The 21,431-nt window shown below is 63.6% G+C and carries 18 protein-coding genes; 7 read left to right on the forward strand and 11 right to left on the reverse strand.

Annotated elements, in window-relative coordinates:
• Positions 1–122 precede the first annotated feature (122 nt).
• The 5 genes from AAC077_RS17840 to AAC077_RS17860 all read right to left on the reverse strand — a co-directional run bounded on the left by AAC077_RS17840 (position 123) and on the right by AAC077_RS17860 (position 5,348).
• Complete coding sequence (locus AAC077_RS17840; RefSeq protein WP_339772486.1) at positions 123–1,421, reverse strand: FAD-binding oxidoreductase; 1,299 nt, start codon at positions 1,419–1,421, stop codon at positions 123–125.
• Positions 1,421–2,197, reverse strand: a complete 777-nt coding sequence (locus tag AAC077_RS17845; RefSeq protein ID WP_339772489.1) for an ABC transporter permease — start codon at positions 2,195–2,197, stop codon at positions 1,421–1,423. Before AAC077_RS17845 ends, AAC077_RS17840 begins: the two co-directional genes overlap by 1 nt.
• Entirely contained in the window at positions 2,194–3,033 is an 840-nt protein-coding gene (locus AAC077_RS17850) for an ABC transporter permease (RefSeq protein ID WP_339772492.1), read from the reverse strand. Before AAC077_RS17850 ends, AAC077_RS17845 begins: the two co-directional genes overlap by 4 nt.
• A gap of 67 nt (positions 3,034–3,100) precedes the next feature.
• Complete coding sequence (locus AAC077_RS17855) at positions 3,101–4,159, reverse strand: extracellular solute-binding protein (protein ID WP_339772495.1); 1,059 nt, start codon at positions 4,157–4,159, stop codon at positions 3,101–3,103.
• A gap of 19 nt (positions 4,160–4,178) precedes the next feature.
• Positions 4,179–5,348, reverse strand: coding sequence for an ABC transporter ATP-binding protein (locus tag AAC077_RS17860; RefSeq protein WP_339772498.1), 1,170 nt, complete (start codon positions 5,346–5,348; stop codon positions 4,179–4,181).
• A gap of 296 nt (positions 5,349–5,644) precedes the next feature.
• Here AAC077_RS17860 and AAC077_RS17865 point away from each other — a divergent pair, with 296 nt between their 5' ends.
• From AAC077_RS17865 to AAC077_RS17875, 3 genes are all read left to right on the forward strand, one after another.
• Entirely contained in the window at positions 5,645–7,246 is a 1,602-nt protein-coding gene (locus AAC077_RS17865) for an AMP-binding protein (RefSeq protein ID WP_339772500.1), read from the forward strand.
• A 10-nt stretch (positions 7,247–7,256) separates the two neighbouring features.
• Complete coding sequence (locus AAC077_RS17870; RefSeq protein ID WP_339772503.1) at positions 7,257–8,105, forward strand: amidohydrolase family protein; 849 nt, start codon at positions 7,257–7,259, stop codon at positions 8,103–8,105.
• A gap of 62 nt (positions 8,106–8,167) precedes the next feature.
• Positions 8,168–9,601 carry an amidase gene (locus tag AAC077_RS17875; RefSeq protein WP_339772505.1) on the forward strand — a complete coding sequence of 478 codons (1,434 nt, stop codon included), beginning with the start codon at positions 8,168–8,170 and terminating at the stop codon, positions 9,599–9,601.
• Between the two features lie 49 nt (positions 9,602–9,650).
• Here the strand turns inward: AAC077_RS17875 and AAC077_RS17880 are convergent, their stop codons facing one another.
• Positions 9,651–11,057 (reverse strand): amidase, encoded by a 1,407-nt coding sequence (locus tag AAC077_RS17880; RefSeq protein WP_339772508.1) that lies wholly within the window; start codon positions 11,055–11,057, stop codon positions 9,651–9,653.
• 252 nt (positions 11,058–11,309) lie between these two features.
• Here AAC077_RS17880 and AAC077_RS17885 point away from each other — a divergent pair, with 252 nt between their 5' ends.
• Positions 11,310–12,134, forward strand: coding sequence for an IclR family transcriptional regulator C-terminal domain-containing protein (locus tag AAC077_RS17885; protein ID WP_339772511.1), 825 nt, complete (start codon positions 11,310–11,312; stop codon positions 12,132–12,134).
• 67 nt (positions 12,135–12,201) lie between these two features.
• Here the strand turns inward: AAC077_RS17885 and AAC077_RS17890 are convergent, their stop codons facing one another.
• From AAC077_RS17890 to puuE, 3 genes are all read right to left on the reverse strand, one after another.
• Positions 12,202–13,404 carry a hypothetical protein gene (locus tag AAC077_RS17890; protein WP_339772514.1) on the reverse strand — a complete coding sequence of 401 codons (1,203 nt, stop codon included), beginning with the start codon at positions 13,402–13,404 and terminating at the stop codon, positions 12,202–12,204.
• A 107-nt stretch (positions 13,405–13,511) separates the two neighbouring features.
• Positions 13,512–14,000, reverse strand: a complete 489-nt coding sequence (locus AAC077_RS17895; RefSeq protein WP_339772517.1) for an ureidoglycolate lyase — start codon at positions 13,998–14,000, stop codon at positions 13,512–13,514.
• A complete protein-coding gene (gene puuE / locus AAC077_RS17900; protein ID WP_339772519.1) occupies positions 13,997–15,409 on the reverse strand; it encodes an allantoinase PuuE in 1,413 nt (470 codons plus the stop codon). Before puuE ends, AAC077_RS17895 begins: the two co-directional genes overlap by 4 nt.
• A 153-nt stretch (positions 15,410–15,562) precedes the next feature.
• Here puuE and uraH point away from each other — a divergent pair, with 153 nt between their 5' ends.
• Positions 15,563–15,916 (forward strand): hydroxyisourate hydrolase, encoded by a 354-nt coding sequence (uraH, locus tag AAC077_RS17905; protein WP_339772521.1) that lies wholly within the window; start codon positions 15,563–15,565, stop codon positions 15,914–15,916.
• 489 nt (positions 15,917–16,405) lie between these two features.
• On the opposite strand, the gene AAC077_RS17910 is transcribed toward uraH, so the two are convergent.
• Positions 16,406–17,323: a LysR family transcriptional regulator gene (locus tag AAC077_RS17910; protein WP_339772524.1), complete on the reverse strand. Its 918-nt coding sequence runs from the start codon at positions 17,321–17,323 to the stop codon at positions 16,406–16,408.
• A gap of 100 nt (positions 17,324–17,423) precedes the next feature.
• Here AAC077_RS17910 and AAC077_RS17915 point away from each other — a divergent pair, with 100 nt between their 5' ends.
• Positions 17,424–18,656, forward strand: a complete 1,233-nt coding sequence (locus AAC077_RS17915; protein ID WP_339772526.1) for a urate hydroxylase PuuD — start codon at positions 17,424–17,426, stop codon at positions 18,654–18,656.
• Positions 18,657–18,876: 220 nt separating this feature from the next.
• Here AAC077_RS17915 and AAC077_RS17920 read toward each other — a convergent pair whose 3' ends face one another.
• Entirely contained in the window at positions 18,877–19,779 is a 903-nt protein-coding gene (locus tag AAC077_RS17920) for a LysR family transcriptional regulator (RefSeq protein ID WP_339772529.1), read from the reverse strand.
• Between the two features lie 179 nt (positions 19,780–19,958).
• Between AAC077_RS17920 and xdhA the strand changes: the two genes are divergently transcribed.
• Positions 19,959–21,422: a xanthine dehydrogenase small subunit gene (xdhA, locus tag AAC077_RS17925; RefSeq protein WP_339772532.1), complete on the forward strand. Its 1,464-nt coding sequence runs from the start codon at positions 19,959–19,961 to the stop codon at positions 21,420–21,422.
• Positions 21,423–21,431: the final 9 nt, after the last annotated feature.

The raw sequence follows: 21,431 nt of genomic DNA on the forward strand, positions 1-21,431 counted from the left end.
ATGGCGGCGATGGTCTTTTGCGTGTCGCCGGCCTGAAGCGCTGCGATGATCGACAGGTGTTCCTGCATGGCGGGCACGATCCGGTCCTGTAGCCGCGCGTCAAAGGCCCTTTTGCTTGCAGGTCAGTGCCCTGTCATCCGTTCCACCGCATCGCGGAAGCGATACCAGCCGGTGACGGCGGGCAGGAACCACGGGGTTTCGCGGTAAAAGGGCACGGTGGGGAAATCCAGATTCCAGAAGGCGGATTTTGGCCCGCCCGACATCGCCTGACCCGCCATGTGGCCCAGATAGCTTTGCATGGCCACGCCCGAGCCGTTGCAGCCAAGGGCGTGAACGATGCCTTCGTGTTCGCCCATGTGCGGCAGCAGGTCGAAGGTAAAGGCGATCTTGCCCGACCATGCGTAGCGGATCGGCAGGCCGGTGATTTGCGGAAACACGGCATAGAGGCGCGCGGCCAGTTCGTCGGCGACCTGTTTTGCGTCGCGTTCTTGCAGGCTGGCGCGGCCCCCGAACAGGATGCGTTTGCGATCCGGCGTCGGGCGGTAGTAGCTGAGCAGGCGTTTGCTGTCGACGGCGGTGCGGCCTTGGGGCAGCAGGTCGTCGATCAGCCCGTCGGGCAGTTCGTCCGTGACAACGATGTAACTGGCCGCAGGGATCACGCGGCGGCGCATCCACGGGCGCAGGGCGTCGGAATAGCCGTTGGTGGCGATGAACACTTTTTCGCAATCCACCCGCGCATTGCCGGCCGCGACCCGCCAGCCGGTGCCGGTGCGGGTGATGCCGCTAACGCGGTGATTGTCGCACAGGACCGCGCCGGTACTGACCGCAAGGTCCACCAGACCCTGCACGTATTTGCCCGGATGCAACTGGCCCGCGCGGTCGATGGTCATGACGCCGTGATAGAGATCGGTTCCGATCACCAGACGCTGTTGGTCCTTGGGATAGAGCTGCGTGCCGTCGCGGGTCATCTTGCCGCTTTTGGCCTGCATCGCGGTGTAATGTGCGGGCAGGGCGGCGCAGACGACGCGGCCCGAGCGGCGGTATTCCGCATCGCGCGGCAACTGTGGCATCAGCGCCTCGATATGGTCAAAGGACGCGGCGGCCTCGGCCTTCAGGGCGTCATAGACGCCGGGCGGCAAGCGCCCCTCAAGCGGCGAGCGGACGTTGGAGGACGCGGCGGATTTGCCAAGGTTCACACCGCTGGACACATGGCCCGCGTTGCGCCCGCTGGCGCCAAAGCCGAAAGCGTCCGCTTCGAGCACCACCACCGACACGCCGGCGCGGCGCAGGGTGATGGCCGCGTTCAGGCCGGTAAAGCCGCCGCCGACGATCACCACATCGGTTTTCGCGGGCGGCGTGTTGCCCAAACGGCGTGGGGGTGCTTCCTCCCACCAATAGGGGGTGCTGATCAGGTTTTGCATCAGTCGCGTTCCACGAAGAACTGGATGCCGATGACGCGGTCCAGAATGAACACCATGGCCGAAGTGAACAGCACCAGTGCCGCAGACACCGCTGCGATGATGGGGCTGGCGCTTTCCAGAACTTCGGAAAACACCTGAACGGGCAGGGTCATGACGAAGGGACCGACCAGGAACAGGGTCACCGTCACCTCGTCGAACGAGATGATGAAGGTGAACAAAAGCGACGTGACCAGACCGGGGCGCACCGCAGGCAGGGTCACCATCCAGAAGGTGCGCCAGGGGCGTGCGCCCAGGCTGGCGGCGGCCTCTTCCAGGGCGGCGTCGGATTTGCGCAGGGCGGCGGCGACGGGGCGATAGGCGTAGGGAATGGTCAGGATGCAATGCACCAGTATGAGGCCCGAGAAGGTGCCAAGCCAGCCCAGGCTGGACAGGGTGACGATCATGATCACGCCAATCGCGGCATGGGGAAAGATCAGCGGCGCCAGCAGGATGGTTTCATAGGTGGCGCCAAAGCGGACCTTGTGGCGGACCACGGCCCATGCGGCGGCAAAGCAGGCACCGGTGCTGACCAAGGCGCCAATCAGCGCCAGCAGCGCCGAGGTGCCCAGGACCCGCAGCCAGTCGGCCGAGCCGAGGAATTCCGCATACCAGCGCAGCGACAGCCCCTTGATCGGGAAGGACAGGTAGCCCGCCGCGGTAAAGGACGACAGCACCACGATAAGGATGGGCATGGGCAGGAACAACAGGACGGCGATGCCGGTGTAACGGGCGATCATGAGGGGGCTCCATCGGTCAGGCGTTTGGACAGCCAGCGTTCCAGAAATTGCAGCGGCAGCACGACGGCCATGGCGGTGACCAGCAGGACGGTCGCCAGGGCTGCGGCCTTGGGGTAGTCAAAGAAGTGCATGACCTCTTGGAAGATTTCCGTGCCGATCATGGTGTCGCCCAGGCCCCCCAGCAGCAGCGGGGTGACAATCGCGCCGGTGGACATCAGGTAAACCAGCGTCACGCCGGTCAGGATGCCGGGCAGGGACAGCGGCAACAACACGGTGCGAAAGCTGTAGACGGGGCGTCCGCCAAGGCTCATCGACGCTTCTTCCAAAGTGCGCGAGATTTGCATCAGCACCGACAGGATGGCGATGATCATGAACGGCAGCAGCACGTGCACCAGCCCCATCACCACGCCAAAGTCGTTGTACATCAGCTTGAACGGGCGGTCGGCCATGCCGGTCCACATCAGGAACCCGTTGACCAGCCCGCGCGGCCCCAGGATCACCACCCAGCCATAACTGCGCACCACGATGGACACCAGCCACGGGAAGATGATCAGCAGCAGCAGGATGTTCCGGTTGCCCTGATAGCGCGCCACATAATAGGCGGTGGGATAGCCCAGCAGCAGGCAGAAAAACGTGGTCAGCGCCGCCGTGCGCAGGGTCCGGCCCAGCATCGCGACATAGTCGGGGCGGTTCATGATGTCGACGTAATGGTGCAGGTCGATCTGCCCGTCGATCAGGACCGACGACGCGATCAGCCGCACCAGCCCGATCAGGAATACCCCGATCAGAAAGGCAGAGGGCGCAAGCAACAGGGCAGACCGCAGGGTCTTGGCCATAGGAAGGCTCCGTTCGTTTCGACAGCAAGGGGTGGCAGGCCCGGACAGTGCCGGGCCTGCGGTCAGATCAAAGGGTCGACATCATCTGGTCGATGGCGGCGACGGTGTCTTTTTGGTGTTCGGCGATATAGCCCCAGTCGGGCTGGTACAGCTTGGCGCGCAGGTCGGTATAGTCCATGCCCAGCTTGGCCTTGATGTCATCGGTGGCCACCGCGTTTGAGTTGGCGGGGATATAGCCGGAAAAGGCCATGCCGCTTTCTTGCGGTGCGGCGCTGGCGCAATAGTTCAGCCATTCGGCCACCTGTTCGCGGTCCTTGACGCCTTTGGGGGCAAAGACGGCATAGGGCAGCAACAGGCTGCCTTCGGTGGGGATCACCATCTTGACGTAATCAATGCCCGCTTCGTTCAGCGCCCAGACGCGGGTGGAATAGAACGGCATCGCCGCCACTTCACCGCGTTCCAGCATGGTGTTTTGCTGGGCCAGCGAATTCGACACGATCAACACGTTGCGCGCCATGCCGGTCAACAGCTCCATGCCGCCCGCGGTGTTCATCTCGTCGCCGCCGGCGGCGATTGAGAACATGGTCAGGTCATAGGTCGACAGATAGATCGGGCGGGTCATGCCCAGACGGCCACGCCATTTTTCGTTCGCCAGATCTTTCCAGGACTGGAAGTCGTCAACCGAAGCTTCGTTGGTGTTCACGGCAATGCCGTAATAGGCGAAATAGGGCGTGACACCGGCCAGACGGCCATCGGGGGTTTTCAGCCAGTATTTTTCGTCAATGTCCTTCATCGCGGGCAGTTCGTCGATGCTGAAGGTTTCCAGCATGTCGTCGCGCATCAGGTTCACGCCCTGCACAAAGGTGCCGATGCCGCTGTGATACTGCGGTGCGCCGGCCTGCGCGCGAAACTGGGCCTCGGGGTTGGGGACCTCGACCACGCGCACGGCGGTGCCGGATTGTTCCTGATAGGGGGTGGCAAAGGAATGGGTCCAGGTGTCCCCCGTGCCGCCGCCCCAAGAGGCGTGCAGCAACTGGTCGGTCTGGGCGGAAAGGCGGCCCGGAAGGCTGAGGGCGGCGGCTGTGCCAAGCGCGCCCGCGATGGTCTGGCGTCGTGTCAGTGTCATGTCAGTTCTCCATGTCAGGTTATGAACGTCCCGGTTTGCCCGGGATCAGTGTCACTGCGGTGTCGGTCCATCCGACAGACACCGGTGCTTTGGCCGGCAGCGGGTGGCCGCCGCCCGGTTGGAACGGCACCTGCGCCAAAAGGCGGCCTGCCGCGCTGTCCAGCGCATAGGTGATCGTGGCGCCGGAAAAACTGTGGGACAGGACCGTTGCTGCAATCGGCTGGTCGGTGCCTGTGCCAAGGGTCATGTGTTCGGGCCGGATCGAGATGGCCACATCGGTGCCCAGCCCCAGCAATCTGTCGCCCGCAGGGACAGTCACCACGGCATCAACCCCGTCGAGTTTCAGGGTCATCCGGCCGCCGCTGGCCGCCTGGACCTGTCCGCGCAGCAGGTTGGTTTCACCCACGAAACGGGCCACGAATTCGGTTGCGGGGCGGTGATAGGTGTCGACCGCCGAGCTGAACTGTTCAACCCGACCGGCGTTCATCACGGCGATGCGGTCGGACATCGACAGGGCTTCTTCCTGATCGTGGGTGACAAAGACAAATGTGATGCCGGTTTCCTGCTGGATGCGTTTCAGTTCGGTCTGCAACTGGCGGCGCAGTTTCAGGTCCAGCGCCGACAGCGGCTCGTCCAGCAGCAGCACGTCGGGCTGGGTGACCAGCGACCGCGCCAGCGCCACACGCTGCCGTTGCCCGCCGGAAATCTGGCCGGTGCGGCGGTCGTCGAACCCGTCAAGCCCGACCAGCGCCAGCATGTCCTGCACCTTGGCTTGCAGCCCGTCGGTGCGGCCCCGTGCCCGCAGCCCGAAGGCCACGTTGTCAAAGACGTTCATGTGCGGAAACAGCGCAAGGTTCTGAAACACCAGCCCAATCTCGCGGTCATAGGCGGGGCGGTGGGACATGTCCTCGCCGCGCATCAGGATGCGGCCGCGGGTGGGGGTTTCAAACCCTGCGATCATCCGCAGCAAGGTGGACTTGCCGCAGCCCGACGGCCCCAGAAGGGTGACAAATTCGCCTTGCAGGACCTCGATCGACACGCTGCTGACCGCCTCGGTTCCGTCAAAGCGTTTGGTGACGTGATCTATGGACAGGATCGGTTCGGCAGGGGCGTTGTCACGGGCCAAATTCAGTGTCTCCACGATGGATGCATGGGGGGATGCATTGGGGATATGAGGGGTCTGGATCATGCCCGATGATCGCACCGCGGCCCCCGTTCAAGTCAAATAGCAAGTTTTTTCAATATCATTCGATTTAGGAATGTTTGATGTGATTTCGCGCGTGGCGGGTGCGGTCAGGGCGTCAGAGCCATCCATGCAGGGCGCTAAAAGACCGTCGTTTTCGCCGGTATACCACTCATAATCTGGGGTAATGTTTAGTGAACCATTTGGCATTTGCGCGTCGGCAGAATGGCTGTCTAGGTGAAGGGGAAGAGGGACAGCTTGTCCGTCTGAGCCACGCAAAAAACCGCAGGACATATGCCCGGATGACACCCGTACCCCTGACCCGGCCCGACCAGACGCCAGACCAACGCCGCGCCACAATCGAGGCCGCCACGCTGCCGCAGTCGGTGCCTGCATTGCTGGACGAGGCGGCGCAGGATTGCCCCGACCAGACGCTGTGGGATTTCTTTGATGACGGCACGCAGACGACCTATGCCCAAGGGCAGCATGACAGCCGCAAGATGGCCGCGTTGCTGGCCGATCTGGGGGTGACCCAGGGCGACAAGGTGGCGGTGATGCTGCCCAACGTGTGTGAAATGCCGCTGCTGTGGCTGGCGCTGGGTCGGTTGGGGGCGGTGATGGTGCCGGTGAACACCCGCTATTCCCCGCGCGAACTGGACTATGCGGTGACCAATTCGGGGGCTGCGTTTCTGGTGATCCATCAGGAACTGGCCGATATGCTGGACGCTGCGACCGTGACCCCGACGGTGGTTGTCGTCGGCTCGGACGATTGGGCCGACCGCTGGGCGCGCGCGGATGCGCAGGATTGCCCGCAGGTGACGGTGGGCTGCGATGATCTGCTGAACATTCAATACACCTCGGGGACCACGGGGTTGCCCAAGGGGTGCCTGCTGTCGCATCGCTATTGGCTGACCATCGGCATGGTGAACGCATGGCGCGACGGGCAGCGGTTCGGGCGGGTTCTGGCGACAACACCGTTCAGCTATATGGACCCGCAGTGGCTGCTGCTGATGGCGATCTATCAGCGCGGCACGCTGGTGGTGGGCCGCAAGCAAAGCGCGTCGAAGTTTGCGCATTGGCTGTCGGTGCACCGGATCAATTTCTGCCTGTTCCCCGAGGCGGCGCTGAAACAGCCCGCCGCCGCCCATGATGCCGACAACCCCGTGGTGCGCGCCAACATCTACGGCGTGCGCGCCACGGCGCACCGCGAGATTGAGCAGCGTTACGGATTGGTCGCGCGCGAAGCCTTTGGCATGACGGAAATCGGGTCTGGCATGTACATGCCGCTGGAATCCGACGACATGATCGGGTCGGGCAGTTGCGGCATCGCTTCGCCGTTCCGGGAGACCAAGATCGTCGATGATGCGGGCCGCGAGGTGCCGACGGGCGCGGTCGGGGAATTGCTGGTGCGCGGTCCGGGCATGGCGGCGGGGTATTATGACAACCCCAAGGCGTCCGCCGAACTGTTGTCCGACGGCTGGCTGCACACCGGTGATCTGTTCCGCAAGGACGCGCAGGGTTATCATTACATCGTGGGCCGCAAAAAGGATATGATCCGGCGGTCGGGCGAAAACATCGCCTGCCGCGAGGTCGAGGGCGTGTTGCGCGACATGGAGGCCATCGAAGAGGTGGCGCTGATCGCGGTGCCGGACGACTTGCGCGGCGAAGAGGTCAAGGCGTTCATCTCGCTTCAGCAGGGGGCCACCGGTGATGCCGACCTGATCGGGCAGATCGTGGAATATGCGGGCGGCAGGCTCGCGTCGTTCAAGGTGCCGCGGTACTTCGAATTTATCGAAACCATGCCCCGCACGACGTCGTTCAAAGTGGCCAAGACCGAACTGGCCAAGATACGCGACGATCACCGGATCGGGGCATTTGACCGGGTGGAACACCTGTGGCGCTAGGAGAACAGCAATGATCATCGACTTTGGCGCAACGCCACCCATCGAAACCCTGTCGCTGGGCGACGGCAGCCATCTGGCCAATTACCGGCGCGTCTATGCGTCCAGCGAAAAGGCATCGGCGCGGGGGCAGACGACGCTGGACCAGTGGTTTGCGAATGTGGATGCGGCCGGGATCGACCTGACGGTGATCAAGGCGCGCGATGTCGAAACCACCTTTGGCGGGCGGGTCACCAACGAGGCGGTGGCCGAGGTGGTCGCGGCGCATCCGGGGCGGTTTCTGGGCTTTGCCGGCGTGGACCCCAACAAGGGCATGACGGCGGTGCGTGAACTGGAATACGCGGTGCGCGAGCTGGGCCTGAAGGGGCTGAACCTGCAATGTTTCGAGAACCAGTTGGCCATCGACGACCGGCGGATGTACCCGCTCTATGCCAAATGCGTGGAGCTGGACATTCCGGTGAACATCCATGTCGGCATCAACTTTTCGCTGAAATCCTCGCCTGATTTCGGACGGCCCGAGATGCTGGACCGGGTGCTGTGCGATTTTCCCGAACTGCGCGCCATCGCGTCGCCGCCGGGCTGGCCGTGGGTGCAGGAACTGCTGGCGGTGGCGTGGCGGCAGCCGAACCTGTGGATCGGGCTGGTGGCGATGCGGCCCCGGCTGATGGCGGTAGAACACTCGGGGTACGGCCCGCTGATGCAATACGGGCGCACGGTGCTGAAGGACCGGATGATCGTGGGCACCGCATGGCCGATGCAGCCAATGGACCGCGTGCTGGACGAGGTGCGCCAGTTGCCGATCGAAGACGACATTGCCGCGCGCTGGCTGGGCGGAAATGCCAGGACGTTCCTACAGCTTTAACCGTTGCGTTCGCCTTTGGGGACATCCCTAATCCGGCGGACAGGACCAAAGGGAGACCGAAGATGACCGATGACGATCTGTGCCGGATGACGGCAACCGAGCTTTTGCCGCTGACGCAATCCGGCAAGGTCAAGGCGGCGCGGCTGATGCGTGCCGTGCTGGACCGGATCGAGCGGTTGGACAAGGACACCAACGGCATCGCCAACATGGACCCCGAGGCCGCGATGGCCGACGCCGAGGCCCGCGATGCGGCACTGGCCCGCGGCGAAGCGCCGGGCGCGTTTCAGGGCATTCCGGTCACCGCCAAGGATTTGCTGAACGTCAAAGGGTTGCCGACGGAAAGCGGGTCTTTTGCGCACAAGGGGCTGATGCCCGACGCCGATGTCGAAGCCGTCGCGCGGTTGCGCCGCAAGGGGGCCATCCCCTTTGCCAAGACCGCGACGCCGGAATTCGGGCACAAGGTGATCACCGACTGCCCCACCAACGGGATCACCCGCAACCCGTGGGATTTGTCGCGCAGTTGCGGCGGGTCGTCGGGCGGCACCGGCGTGGCCACCGCCATGGGGTTCGGTCCGCTGCACCTGTCGTCAGACGGGGCGGGGTCCGGGCGCATTCCGGCGTCGGCCTGCGGTGTTGCGGGCATCAAGCCGACATGGGGGCTGATCCCGCACGAATCCACCACGGATGTGTTCGGTTCGTTCACCGTGATCGGGGTGATGGGGCGGTCGATTGCCGACCTTGCCCTGGGCCTGAACGGGATGAAGGGCATGGACCGCCGCGACCCGTGGTCCTTTGGCAGCCCCGCCGCGCCGATCACGCTGCCGGCCGATCCGGTCAAGGCGATGAAGGGGATGCGCGTGCGGGTGATGATGCGCACCGTCAACGACTGGGTCGATCCCGAGGTCGAGGCGGCGGTGCTGAACGCGGTGTCGGCGCTGACCGGGGCAGGGGCGCAGGATGTCGGCATGATCGACGATCCGGTGCATGACATTTCCAGCGCGCTGACCCATATGCGCGCCTATCAATACGCCCGCTTTGGCCATCTGGTCGAGGAATTCGGTGACCGGATGGACCGCACGGCGAAAATGTCGCTGACCTCGAACCCGCATCATTCCTATGACGCGCTGGCCATGGCGCTGCGCGCGCGGACGGATATTTTCCACAATATGGAGCATCTGCTGGACGGCACCGATGTTTACGTCACGCCCACCATCGCCACGCCGTCGCTGCCGATTGATCAGGTGCAGGATGCACCGCTGGTCGTGGACGGGGTGGATTACGGCCCGCTGCGCGAAGCGTGGTATCCCTATACCGTGCCGCAGAATGCCAGTGGCCATCCGGCGATGTCGGTGCCCGTGGGAATGAGCAGCAAGGGCATTCCCATCGGGATGCAGATCGTGGGCCCGTGGCATTCCGAGGCGACCTTGCTGACGGTCGCGGCGGCGCTGGAAAAACTGATGCCCTGGGCCGACCGCTGGCCGCCCGCGGCGGCGTGACCGTGACCAAGGCCCGGCGGTGATGCCGGGCCTTGGGTCTTTTGCCGTCTTACATCGGCCAGGGGCGCATTTCGGGGCGCATCTGTTCATAGGCTTTCGCCATCCGCAGCACGCCCAGATCGTCAAACCGGTGCCCCGCGATTTGCAGCCCCATCGGCACGCCGTTGGTGTCGTAGCCACAGCACAGCGACACGGCGGGCTGTTCGCTCATGTTATAGGGCACGGTAAAGCCGATCTGGTCGTGGGCGCGGGTCACGTCGTTGTTGGCATAGCCCCATTCCGCCGGAAAGCTGATGTGCGCCGACAGCGGCGACAACATGAAGTCGTAGGGTTTGGTTGCGGCGACGGTCAGCTTGCGGATGTCGACCGTGGCCTGAAACGCGCGGTAACCTTCAAGGGCGGTAAAGCCCGGCACCGGTTCGACCCATTCCAGGAAAATCGGCAAGATCTTTTCGCGGTGGCCCGGCGGCAGGTCGGCAATGTCCTTGGCGGCGCGGATGCTCCAGAAGCGGTTCAGCCCTTGCAGGATCTCGTCGGTCATCCACGGGGCGACCTCTTCGATGATCGCGCCTGCGGCTTCGAACGCCTTGGCGGCTGCCAGCACCGGCGGGATCACCTGCGGGTCGATGGCGATGCCGCAACCGGCGTCCAGTTGCAGACCGATTTTGACGCCGGTCAGGTCCATGTCCAGATCGGTCCAGTTGATGTCGGCGGGCGGCAGGTTCATCCAGTCGCGCTGATCCGGATCGGGGCGGGCCATCACGGCCATCATCAGCGCGGCATCGTCCACGGTGCGGGTCATCGGACCGGCACAGCGGCCCATGAAGGGCGGATCAATCGGCACGCGGCCAAGGCTGGGTTTCAGACCGACCAGCCCGTTCCAGCCCGCCGGAAAGCGGACCGAGCCGCCGATGTCGGTGCCCACATGCAGCGGGCCGTACCCTGCGGCCCCCGCCGCACCGGCCCCTGCGCTGGAGCCGCCGGGGTTCATTTTCAGGTTCCACGGGTTGCGCGTCAGCGGGTGGATGCTGGACAGGCCCGACGACATCGCGCCGAACTCGGGCATCGTGGTCTTGCCCAGAATGACAGCCCCCGCTTCGCGCAGGCGGGCCGAGGGCGGCGCGTCCTGTTCGGCGGGGACCAGCGGCGTGGCGGCGGTGCCAAAGGGGACGGGCGTGCCCTTGGTCGCGATGTTTTCCTTGATGGTGGTCGGGATGCCGTCGATGGTCACGCCACCTTCGGTGATCGGGGTGCCGTTTTTCCAGCGGGCGGCCGAGTCCTCGGCGGTCTTCAACGCGCCTTCGGGGTCATAGGCATAGGTCGCTTGCAGCTCGGGCTCGCGGCGGGCGATCTGGGCGATCACGTCGCGGGTGGCATCGACGGGGGTGGCTTTGCCGGATTTGTACAGCGCAATCAGTTGGGTCGCGGTCAGTTCGTGCAGTGACGTGGGGGTCATTCCGTGGGGGTCCTTGTTTTTGCCGATGGGCCGGGCGGGTGCCGTGGGCTATTTTCGATGCAACTGTATCAATTGTTGACATAGGCATATCAACCCGACAAGCCTATTCAGGACATTTCAGGCAAAATGCGGCGGTTTGCGTGATCTGGTGCCACACATGCCACCCGCAGGGGCGCATCGGGGCAGAAATGTCGGGCGGGCGTTGCGACCGACGTGATATAGCGGCCGGATGCCACGCAAGAGAGGGTGAGAATGACGAACGAGACGATCCACGCCTGGAATGGTTCCTATCCGGCGGCTGTCAACGACACCGAAACGGAGGGCAGCGACGCGTTGTTCGTCCGCGCGGCGGCGCGCACCATGCAGGTGCTGTCGGCCTTTCACGGGGCGCAGGGGCCGCTGAGCCTGACCGATATGTCCAAGGCCGCAGGGCTGGACCGCAGCACCACGCAGCGGATCATCCACACCCTGCGCAAGCTGGGATATATCCAGCGCGACGACCGCGACACGGGCTATTTGCCGGGCATTCGTCTGTACGACCATATCTTTGACACCATGCGCCTGAACGGCCTGATCCAGCGCGCCATTCCGGTGCTGTTGCAACTGCGCGACACGGTGGGCGAACGGGTGGACCTGTCGTTGATCGACGACGTGCGGCTGATCTATGCGACGCGGTTCCAGCCCAAGCGGGACACGCTGCACGCGATGATGCTGGGGCACAGCGTGCCGATGTATTGCACGTCAACCGGCTGGTCCGTGCTGTCGCAGATGGACGAGGACGCCGCGCGCGATGTTCTGGCGCGGTCCGACCGGATGAAGTTCACCGAACATACGCTGACCGACCCCGATGCGATTTTGGAAAAGACGCGGCAGGTGAAACAGCAGGGCTACGCAGTGGCGCTGGAACAGTTGATGCCGGGCGAGATCGCCATCGGCGCGGCGATTGTGAACGCCCAAGGCGTGCCGATCGGGGCCGTCACGATCACGGCGATGCTGTCGGACTGGCCCGAAGACGATTTCGTCCGCGCCATGCGCCCGTCGCTGATGCAGGCGGTGAACATGCTGGGGCGGGGGTAGGGACGGGCACCCGTGCGTCGGCGGGAACCGGCACGTCGGTGCGTGACAATCAGCATCCAGATTTGATCTAGCCGACAGATCCAGTGCGACGCTTGACCGGTTGCCCCGGCAACTGAACGTATTGCGACCAGTGGGGCATTGTCTTGACGCCCCCGCCGACGTGAATTGATCCGGGCAGGTCGTAGCCTGTGGGGAACTTCCTGGCCTTGGGGTATCTGAAGTGGGTGTCGTGGATCAACACATCCTCCCGGATCAGGGGCCAGACGAAATCTGCCAGAAACGCCTGATCACCGAACTTGTTGTCAAAATACCGGGTGTCATCCCCCAGCAATCCCGCGATATTCGGCAATACACCGGCGGTGCCGCCCCACATGCCTGCCAGAATAAGCTCGTGGTGATAGATGTGATCGCGCATGATGTGAAACCGTTTTCCTGATTCAAGCCACGCATTCACCGCCAGCAACTCTTTGGCATTCAATCTTGAATCCGCGTCACGGCAGATAAAGACGTTTACGTCTGGATCATCCGAGACCAGAAAGCGCCACATGGGCCGATAGCGTTGATGTTCGGGCCGGTCCATCAATACAACTTGCGCGCCGTAGGCCCGTAAGGCGTGAATCGCGTCGGCGGGCACGCTGTTGTCGCAATAGAAACGTGGTGTCCAACACACATAAATGTGCTGCGCGATCTGTGCGTTGACGATGGCGCCTGTAATGTACTCCGGTCGATCACCCCACAGTGAAAAGGCAATGATATTGCGCGTGCGTTGCGACGGATCAAAGGTGCCGCCGCCGTCGCGCAACCGTTGCTTGCGATGTACGGACGCCTTGAACCCCGCCAGCGCATTCCTGTCTTTCAGGCGGATGTTGTGATGGCCTTCCTGCTTTGCTTCTTGCACCTGTCCGGCGCGCCACAGAACGCCGATCAGGGCGTTTCGCACTTCGGCGTCATCCCGAATGGTCAGCGCCGTTCTGAGCGGTGCGATTGAATCTTCAAGGCGACCGGTGTTTTTCAGGAAGGTGCCGTAGCTGGTCCATCCCTCAAAGTCTTCGGCGTTGACCTCGAGATAGGCCCGAAAGGCAGCTTCTGCCTGATCGAACCGTTCCGCATCCCGCAGGCATAAGGCAACGAACAGACCTGCCCTTGATCGGGGCAGCATTTTGCTGGCGTCGTCATAGGCCGCGGCGGCGTCCAGAAAAGCCTTTTGCTGGCGGAGTTTCCGACCTTTGGCCATCTTCAACGCATGGGGTGTGGCGGCTGATTTTCGCATCGAGGCCTCGATCAGGTGAGAGCCGCAACAGAAAAGTATACCTACTTATTAATGTCAATAACATACTTTAGTATATATATGGACGGGCGGGAGATATGATTTGCCCCTTACCCCTCCACAATCTCGTAAGCCGTCTCGAACCAATGTTCCTCAAGGTTCACGCCCTCGCCGATGCGGTCGACCACGGCGAACAGGCCGGGCGCGTGGATCGGGGTCAGGACGCCGTGCCATGTGCCGCGGTGCAGGTTGATCGCTTGTCCCGCCGTCGTCACGAAGGCGCGGGGGGTGCCGGGTTTGCCGTTCTCGTCGGGGGCGACCACCACGACGAAAGGGTGCAGGCTCATCGGGATAAAGGCCTGAGAGCCCTCGGGATGACGTTCGACCATGTCCAGCGTGATCGGAAACTGGCGCGGTTCGGCGTTGAACAGGCTGATGCCCGCGCGCCCGTCCGAAAAGTCCAGCGTGGCGCGGTCGTGGTGGCGGCCGCACAGGCCCTGGTTGATGATCTTGTCCGGCGTGCCCGAAACATCCAGAACATCGCCAAAGGGGGCAAACGCCTGCGCCGTCAGGGTGCTGAGTGTCAGCGTCTGGGTCATTGGCCGAACTTCTCGATCAGGCGCAGTTCCGCGATGCGCTCAACCTGTGCGCAGGCCTCGGCAAATTCGGTGTCGCGGTCGTTGTCGATGCGGCGGGCGAAGGCGTCCATGATCGACGCCTTGGTGTTGTCGCGCACGGCGATGATGAAGGGAAAGCCGAACTTGGCGGTATAGGCGTCGTTCAGTTCGGTGAATTTCGCGCGTTCGTCGTCGGTCAGCGCGTCCAGACCGACCGAGGCTTGCTCGGCCGTCGACTCGGCGGTCAGACGTTTCGCCGTCGCCAGCTTGCCGGCCAAATCGGGGTGGGCGGTCAGCACGGCCAGACGTTGTTCGTCCGATGCGGTGCGGAACACCCGCGCCAGCGCCTGATGGATGCCCTGCGCGGTGTCGTGGGTGCGGCCCAGTTCCAGCGCATGGGCGCCTTCGGCGATCCAGGGGCTGTGTTCAAAGATGCCGCCGAACGCCTGCACGAATGTGTCGCGGTCCATGTCCGACGGGCGCTGCGCCGTCGGGGCAGGATGGGTGCGCGCCCAGTGCTCGGCAATCTCAAGCCGGCTGGCGAACCACACGCCATCGTGCGACTTCATATAGTCCAGCGCCCGTTTCAGCCCGGCGGCCCGCCCCGGACGGCCCGCGATGCGGCAATGCAGACCGATCGACAGCATCTTCGGCGCGCCCTCTTGTCCTTCGGCATAGAGCATGTCGAAACTGTCCATCAGATAGCTTTCGAACTGCGCCCCGGTGGTAAAGCCCGCCTGAATGCCAAAGCGCATGTCGTTGCAGTCCATCGTATAGGGCACCATCAACTGGTCGCGCCCGTCAAACCGTTCCCAATAGGGCAGCTCGTCGGAATAGGTGTCGGCCAGATAGGCAAACTGCCCCGTCTCGGCGGCCAGACGGTTGGTGTCCATCGAACACCGCCCCGTGTACCAGCCGCGCGGCGGGGTGCCGGTGACTTCGGTGTGCAGGCGGATGGCCTCGGCGATTGCGGCGCGTTCCTCGTCCTCGGGCATGTCCTTGTGTTCGACCCATTTCAAGCCGTGGCTGGCGATTTCCCAGCCTGCGGTCTGCATCGCCTTGACCTGCTCGGGCGCACGGGCCAGCGCGGTGGCCACGCCGTAAACGGTGACGGGCAGGTCGGCCATCATGCGGTGCAGACGCCAGAAGCCTGCGCGCGATCCGTATTCATAGATGGTTTCCATGTTCCAGTGCCGCTGCCCGACCCAGGGCTGCGCGCCGGTGATCTCGGACAGGAACGCCTCGGACGCGGCGTCGCCGTGCAGGATGTTGTTCTCGCCGCCCTCTTCGTAGTTCAGCACGATCTGAACGGCGATCTTCGCCCCATCGGGCCAGTTGGCTGCGGGCGGGGTGGCACCATGGCCGGTCATGTCTCGGGGGTAGCGGTTCATGGTGGTCTCCTTTGATCAGGTCTGCACCCCCTGTAATCCAAAACAATCGCGGGGATTATCAAAAAATATCAGAAGCAGCCTTTTGTGCGCGATGCTTTGCCGGGGGTGCTGCGCCCTGTCTATATGCCAGCGGAACGCACAGGAGGAAATGCGATGGCCGGATATTTGACAACCCATGTTCTGGACACGGCGCGGGGGTGTCCCGCGGCGGGGATGCGGATTGAGCTGTTTCGGGTCGAGGATGGGGGGCGGACGCATCTGAAAACGGTTGAGACCAATGCCGACGGGCGCACGGATGCGCAGATCCTGCCCGAGGCGGAGTTTCAGGTCGGCACCTACGAGCTGGTGTTTCACGCGGGCGATTATCTGGATGGGTGCGGTGTGCCCCCCGAAGCGCCGCGCTTTCTGGACGTGATCCCGCTGCGGTTCGGGATGTCGGAGGCGATGCATTACCATGTGCCATTGTTGCTGTCGCCGTTCGGGTATTCGACGTATCGGGGGAGTTAGGGTCTGCGCTGAAAATGCAGCCCGAAGCCGCGCATCGACGGGCCGAGGTGCGGCGATCCAACCTGAGTGTCTGCCACTTAATGGCAGCCAAGCACATTCAACCCATCTGTTCCGCGCAACAGAAACCAAATCGCCGTGCCGTGGGGCGGCCCGGCGATGCGCGGCGGCCTGCGGCCTTGAATCCGCGCGGGGGGGAAGTCGGAAAGGCCTCAAACCCGACCTTCGCCGCAACCTCACCTAACACCAGCCCCACACACCAAAGCCCGGAATCAAGGTGCTTTAGCACCGCCGGGCAGCGCCCGACCGCCCGTCACGCCGGAGGCGTGCCTGAAATAGTCGGCGCACCTTTGGTGCGACGGGCGGGCGCTTTCTCACCGTTTTGCACTTTGTCACCCGCACGCCAAAGCGGATAGATAAAGTGGCATTAACGAAGGTATCTGCGCCCACCCGCGGTCGGGCGCTGCCCTGTGTGGCGAAGTCACGATCCCCCTAAAGCATCCCGCTGTCGCGCACGTCCTTGCTGATGCGGTCGATCACGAAATCCATGAACAGGCGGGTTTTCGGGTCCTGCCGTTTGCGGTGGGTGAACAGGCACGCCATCTGGATCGGCTCGGGCGGGGTGGCTGTGGCCACGGGCACCAGCCGTCCGGCGCGCAGGTGGTCGGCGACCTCGAAGATCGGTTTCAGCACGATCCCTTGCCCCGCCAGCGCCCAGTCGATCAGCACGTCGCCGTCGTCGGATTCGTAGCGCCCCGTCACGGCAAAGCGTTTCGGCCCCTCGGGTGTCATCAGCCGCCACTGAAATTCCGGCGCGCCGGGAAAGCGCAGGTTCAGGCATTCGTGGCGGTCGGTCACCAGCGCCTCGCCCGACACCGGATTGCCGCGCGCGGCGATATAGTCCGGGGCGGCGCACAGCACCCGTTCCACATCGGCGATCTTGCGGATGCGCAGGGTGCTGTCCTCGGGCTGACCCAGGAAAAACGCCAGATCCAGCCCCTCGGTGGTCAGATCCACCTTGCGGTCGGTCAGGCGCAGGCGCACGGACACCTCGGGGTAGGCTTTCAGAAACGCCGGCACCTGCGGCGCGATCAGGCGGCGGCCGACACCCAGCGGGGCGGCCACGAACAGCGCGCCCTTGGGGTTGTCGGTGATCGACACCACCTGTGCCTCGGCGTTGTCGACCGATTCCAGTATCTCGCAGGCCCCGCTGTAAAACGCCTTGCCCTGCTCGGTCGGGGTCAGGCTGCGGGTGGTGCGCTGGAACAGGCGCACGCTCAGATGATCCTCAAGCTGGGAAATCCGCGACGAGGTCACTGCCGGAGAAATGCGCAAATCGCGCCCCGCTGCGGACATACTGCCCAATTCGTAGACACGCACAAAGGTGCGGATATTATCAAGATAGGACATTGTTCTGATTTTTTTGATGCTGCTTGGTCTTTTGCGCTAATAGCAGAAGAATGTCCAAACGCCTAGAGTGGCGGGACATAGGAATCGAGGGAGAAGTGCCATGTATGATCTGGCTGTCTTGTGGGACTGGGCCGCGTTCGCTGTCCGCTGGTTGCATGTTGTCACCGCGATGGCATGGATCGGCGCGTCGTTCTTTTTCATCGCTTTGGATCTGGGGCTGAAAAAAGCGCCCAACATGCCCTTTGGCGTCAACGGTGAAGAATGGCAGGTGCACGGCGGCGGGTTCTATCACATCCAGAAGTATCTGGTGGCGCCGGAAAACATGCCGGAACACCTGATCTGGCACAAATGGCAAAGCTACATCACATGGGTGTCGGGGGCGGCGCTGTTGATGATCGTCTATTGGGTCGGCGGCGAGCTGTTCCTGCTGGACCCGACCAAGGCCGATCTGGCGCTGTGGCAAGGCATTCTGATTTCCGGTGGATCGCTGACGATTGGCTGGCTCCTGTACGATCTGATGTGCAAATCCAGGCTGGGCGAAACGCCGACCGTGCTGATGCTGTTGCTGTTCGTGATCCTGGTGGTGATGTCCTGGGGCTATAACCAGATTTTCACCGGCCGCGCGGCGCTGCTGCATCTGGGGGCGTTTACGGCGACGATCATGACGGCCAACGTGTTTTTCATCATCATGCCGAACCAGCGCATCGTGGTCAAAGACCTGCAAGAAGGGCGCACGCCCGACCCCAAATACGGCAAGATCGCCAAGCTGCGGTCGACCCACAACAATTACCTGACGCTGCCTGTCGTCTTCCTGATGCTGTCCACGCATTACCCGCTGTCGTTTGCGACTGAATACAGTTGGATCATCGCCAGCCTTGTGTTCCTGACCGGCGTGACCATCCGGCACTATTTCAACACCATGCACGCCACCGGCAAGGGGCCGCACTGGACGTGGGGCGTGACGGTGATCCTGTTCATCCTGATCGCGTGGCTGTCCACGGCGTCGATGAACGACACCTATGAGGAGGCCGAGGCGCGGCCCCTGACCGCGACCGAACAGCGGTTTGCATCGGCCGAGGGGTTTGACGCGGCCTATGATGCGGTGATTTCCAACTGTTCCATGTGCCACGCCCGCGAGCCGGTTTGGCAGGGGCTGCAATGGCCGCCCAAGGGCGTGCTGCTGGAAACCAAAAGCGACGTGGTACGCCATGCGCCGCAGATCTACATGCAGGCGGGGCTAAGCCACGCGATGCCGCCGCCCAGTGCGGTGCAGATGGACGATGAGGCGCGGCGTCAGATTGTGGCGTGGGTGCGGTCGGCGTCGGGGGATTAGGGCGGGTTAAGCCGCCACTCACCAAAGCCCGGAACAAGGCACGCAGTGCCGCCGGGCAGCGCCCGACCGCCCCATGGGCGGGCGCTTCCTCACCGTATTGCGATTCATCTGCCCCACGCCAAAGACTAGAAATAAAGTGGTCGCCACTGATGTTCCGATGCCCACCCGCGGTCGGGCGCTGCCCTGTGTGGCTGGGTCACTCTGGGCACATTCTCGACTGCTAACCCGCAGGCAACAGCCCCTCGCACTGCTTCACCACGAAATCGACGAACAGCCGCACCTTCGGGTCCTGCAACTTCTTGTGCGGATACAAACACCCAAAGATCATGGGCACCGGCGGCGTATCAGGCAGCACCTCGACCAGATCGCCGCGCGCCAGATGCGCCGCCACATCAAAGCGTGGCTTGTTCACGATCCCGCGCCCGTCCAGCGCCCAATCGGTCAGCACATCGCCGTCATCGGCATCGTATTTTCCCGCCACCTCCAGCTTGCGCGGCCCTTGGGCGGTGTCCAGCGTCCAGAAATACTCGGGCGAGCGGGGGTAGCGCAGCAGCAAACAGTTGTGCTCCATCAGGTCGTCAGGCCCCGCAGGCGTGCCCCGTTGCGCCAGATAGCGCGGGGCGGCGCACAGCACGCGGGCGCAATCCGCGATCTTGCGCAGCTTCATGTTTGAATCCCCCGGCGTGCCGATGAAAAACGCGATGTCCAGACCGTCGGCCAATATGTCCACCTTGCGATCCGACAGACGCATCCGCACCCGTGTTTCGGGAAAGGCATCGACGAATCGCGGCACCAGCGGGGCGATCAAACGGCGACCGGCCCCCAGCGGCGCGGTGATCTGGATGGTGCCGCGTGGCTGGGCGGAATAATTCGCCACCTTGGCCTCTGCCGTCTCTAACGCGCCCAGAACCGACTTTGCCTCGTCATAGAACACATGCCCGACCTCGGTGGGGGACAGCGACCGCGTGGTGCGGTTGAACAGGCGCACGCCCAGGTGTTTTTCCAGTTCCTTGATACGCTTGCTGGCCACAGCGGGGGTCAGCCGCAGGTCGCGGCCACCCGAGGTGATGCTGCCCAGTTCGACCACGCGCACGAACACTTTCAGGCTTTCGATATAGGACATGGGTGCGGTTTCCCTGGCTGTTGGCGGTGCCCTTATAGTCCCGTTTCGCAGATCCATTATCAACGTTTTGTTGAAAGTATTTTCCAAAAGGCGCTGTTTTTCGGTGCAGTCGGGTGACGTATCGTTCCTCAAATCCGGCCCGGCCAACCGCCGACGGATCACCCCACAGGAGGCCCCCCATGACACACCGCACCCACATCCGCTTTGTTCTGAATGGCCGCGAGGTGACGGTGCCTGACGTGGGTGCCAGCCAGACCTTGCTGGATTTCCTGCGGCTGGACCGGCGCATGACCGGCACCAAGGAAGGCTGCGCCGAGGGCGATTGCGGGGCGTGTACCGTGCTGGTCGGACGGCTGGGGGCCGACGGTCTGAGCTATGCGCCGGTCAATGCCTGCATCCGGTTTCTGGCGTCGGTGGATGGCTGTCATGTGGTGACCATTGAACATCTGTCCGGCCCCGACGGGCGGCTGCATCCGGTGCAACAGGCGATGGTGGACCATCACGGCAGCCAGTGCGGGTTTTGCACGCCGGGCTTTGTGATGTCCCTCTATGCGCTGTGGATGGCGGTGCCCGAGCCGGCGGAAACGCAGGTGGAAACCGCTTTGCAAGGCAACCTGTGCCGCTGCACCGGCTATGCCCCGATCATCCGCGCCGCCGTGGCGGTCAGCCGTTACGGGTCACCCGCCGCCGACTATCTGAACACCGAGCGTGCCAGCGTCACGGCGCAACTGACGGCACTGCGGGACGGAGTGCGGATCGTAACAGGGCCGGCGGATGATCTGGCGATATTGCCTGCGGATGTGGACGATCTGGCGGCGGCGCTGCTGGAGTATCCCGACGCCACGCTGATCGCCGGGGCGACCGATGTGGGCCTGTGGGTCACGAAATTCCTGCGCCCGATTGGCCCCGCGATTTTCATGGGCCAACTGGACGCGCTGAAGGCGGTGCAGGTAAAGCGCGACGCGCTGCACATCGGGGCAGGGGCCAGTTACACCGACTGTCAGGATGCCATCGCGGACCATTTCCCGCATCTTTCCCCCTATTGGGACCGCATCGCGGGCTGGCAGGTGCGCAATATGGGCACCGTGGGTGGCAACATCGCCAACGGCTCGCCCATCGGCGACACGCCGCCGGTGCTGATCGCGCTGGGGGCGGACATCACCCTGCGATGCGGTGATGTGCGGCGGGTGCTGCCGCTGGAGCGGTTTTTCATTGACTACGGCAAACAGGACCGCGCGGCGGGCGAGTTTGTCGAAAGCATCCGCGTGCCGCTGCCCGCGCAGGGGCAGATCGACGCCGCCTACAAGATCTCGAAACGGCGGGACGAGGATATTTCATCGGTCGCCGCAGGCATCAGTGTAATCCGCGACGGCGATACGATCACCGATGTGCGGATCGCCTTTGGCGGGATGGCGGCGACGCCGAAACGGGCAGCACAGGCCGAGGCGGCTTTGCGGGGTGCGGTGTGGTCCGAGGGGACCTTTGAGCAGGCGGCACAGGCTTTGGCGCAGGACTTTGCCCCGCTCAGCGATTGGCGGGCCTCGGCGGACTACCGGATGCTGGCGGCCCAGAACCTGCTGCGCCGGTTCTTTCTGGAACATGACGACGCGACGGCTGCGCCGGTGCAACTGGCCATAGCGTAAGAGAGGGTA

The organism is uncultured Pseudosulfitobacter sp. (assembly GCF_963976325.1).
Classification (GTDB): Bacteria; Pseudomonadota; Alphaproteobacteria; order Rhodobacterales; family Rhodobacteraceae; genus Pseudosulfitobacter.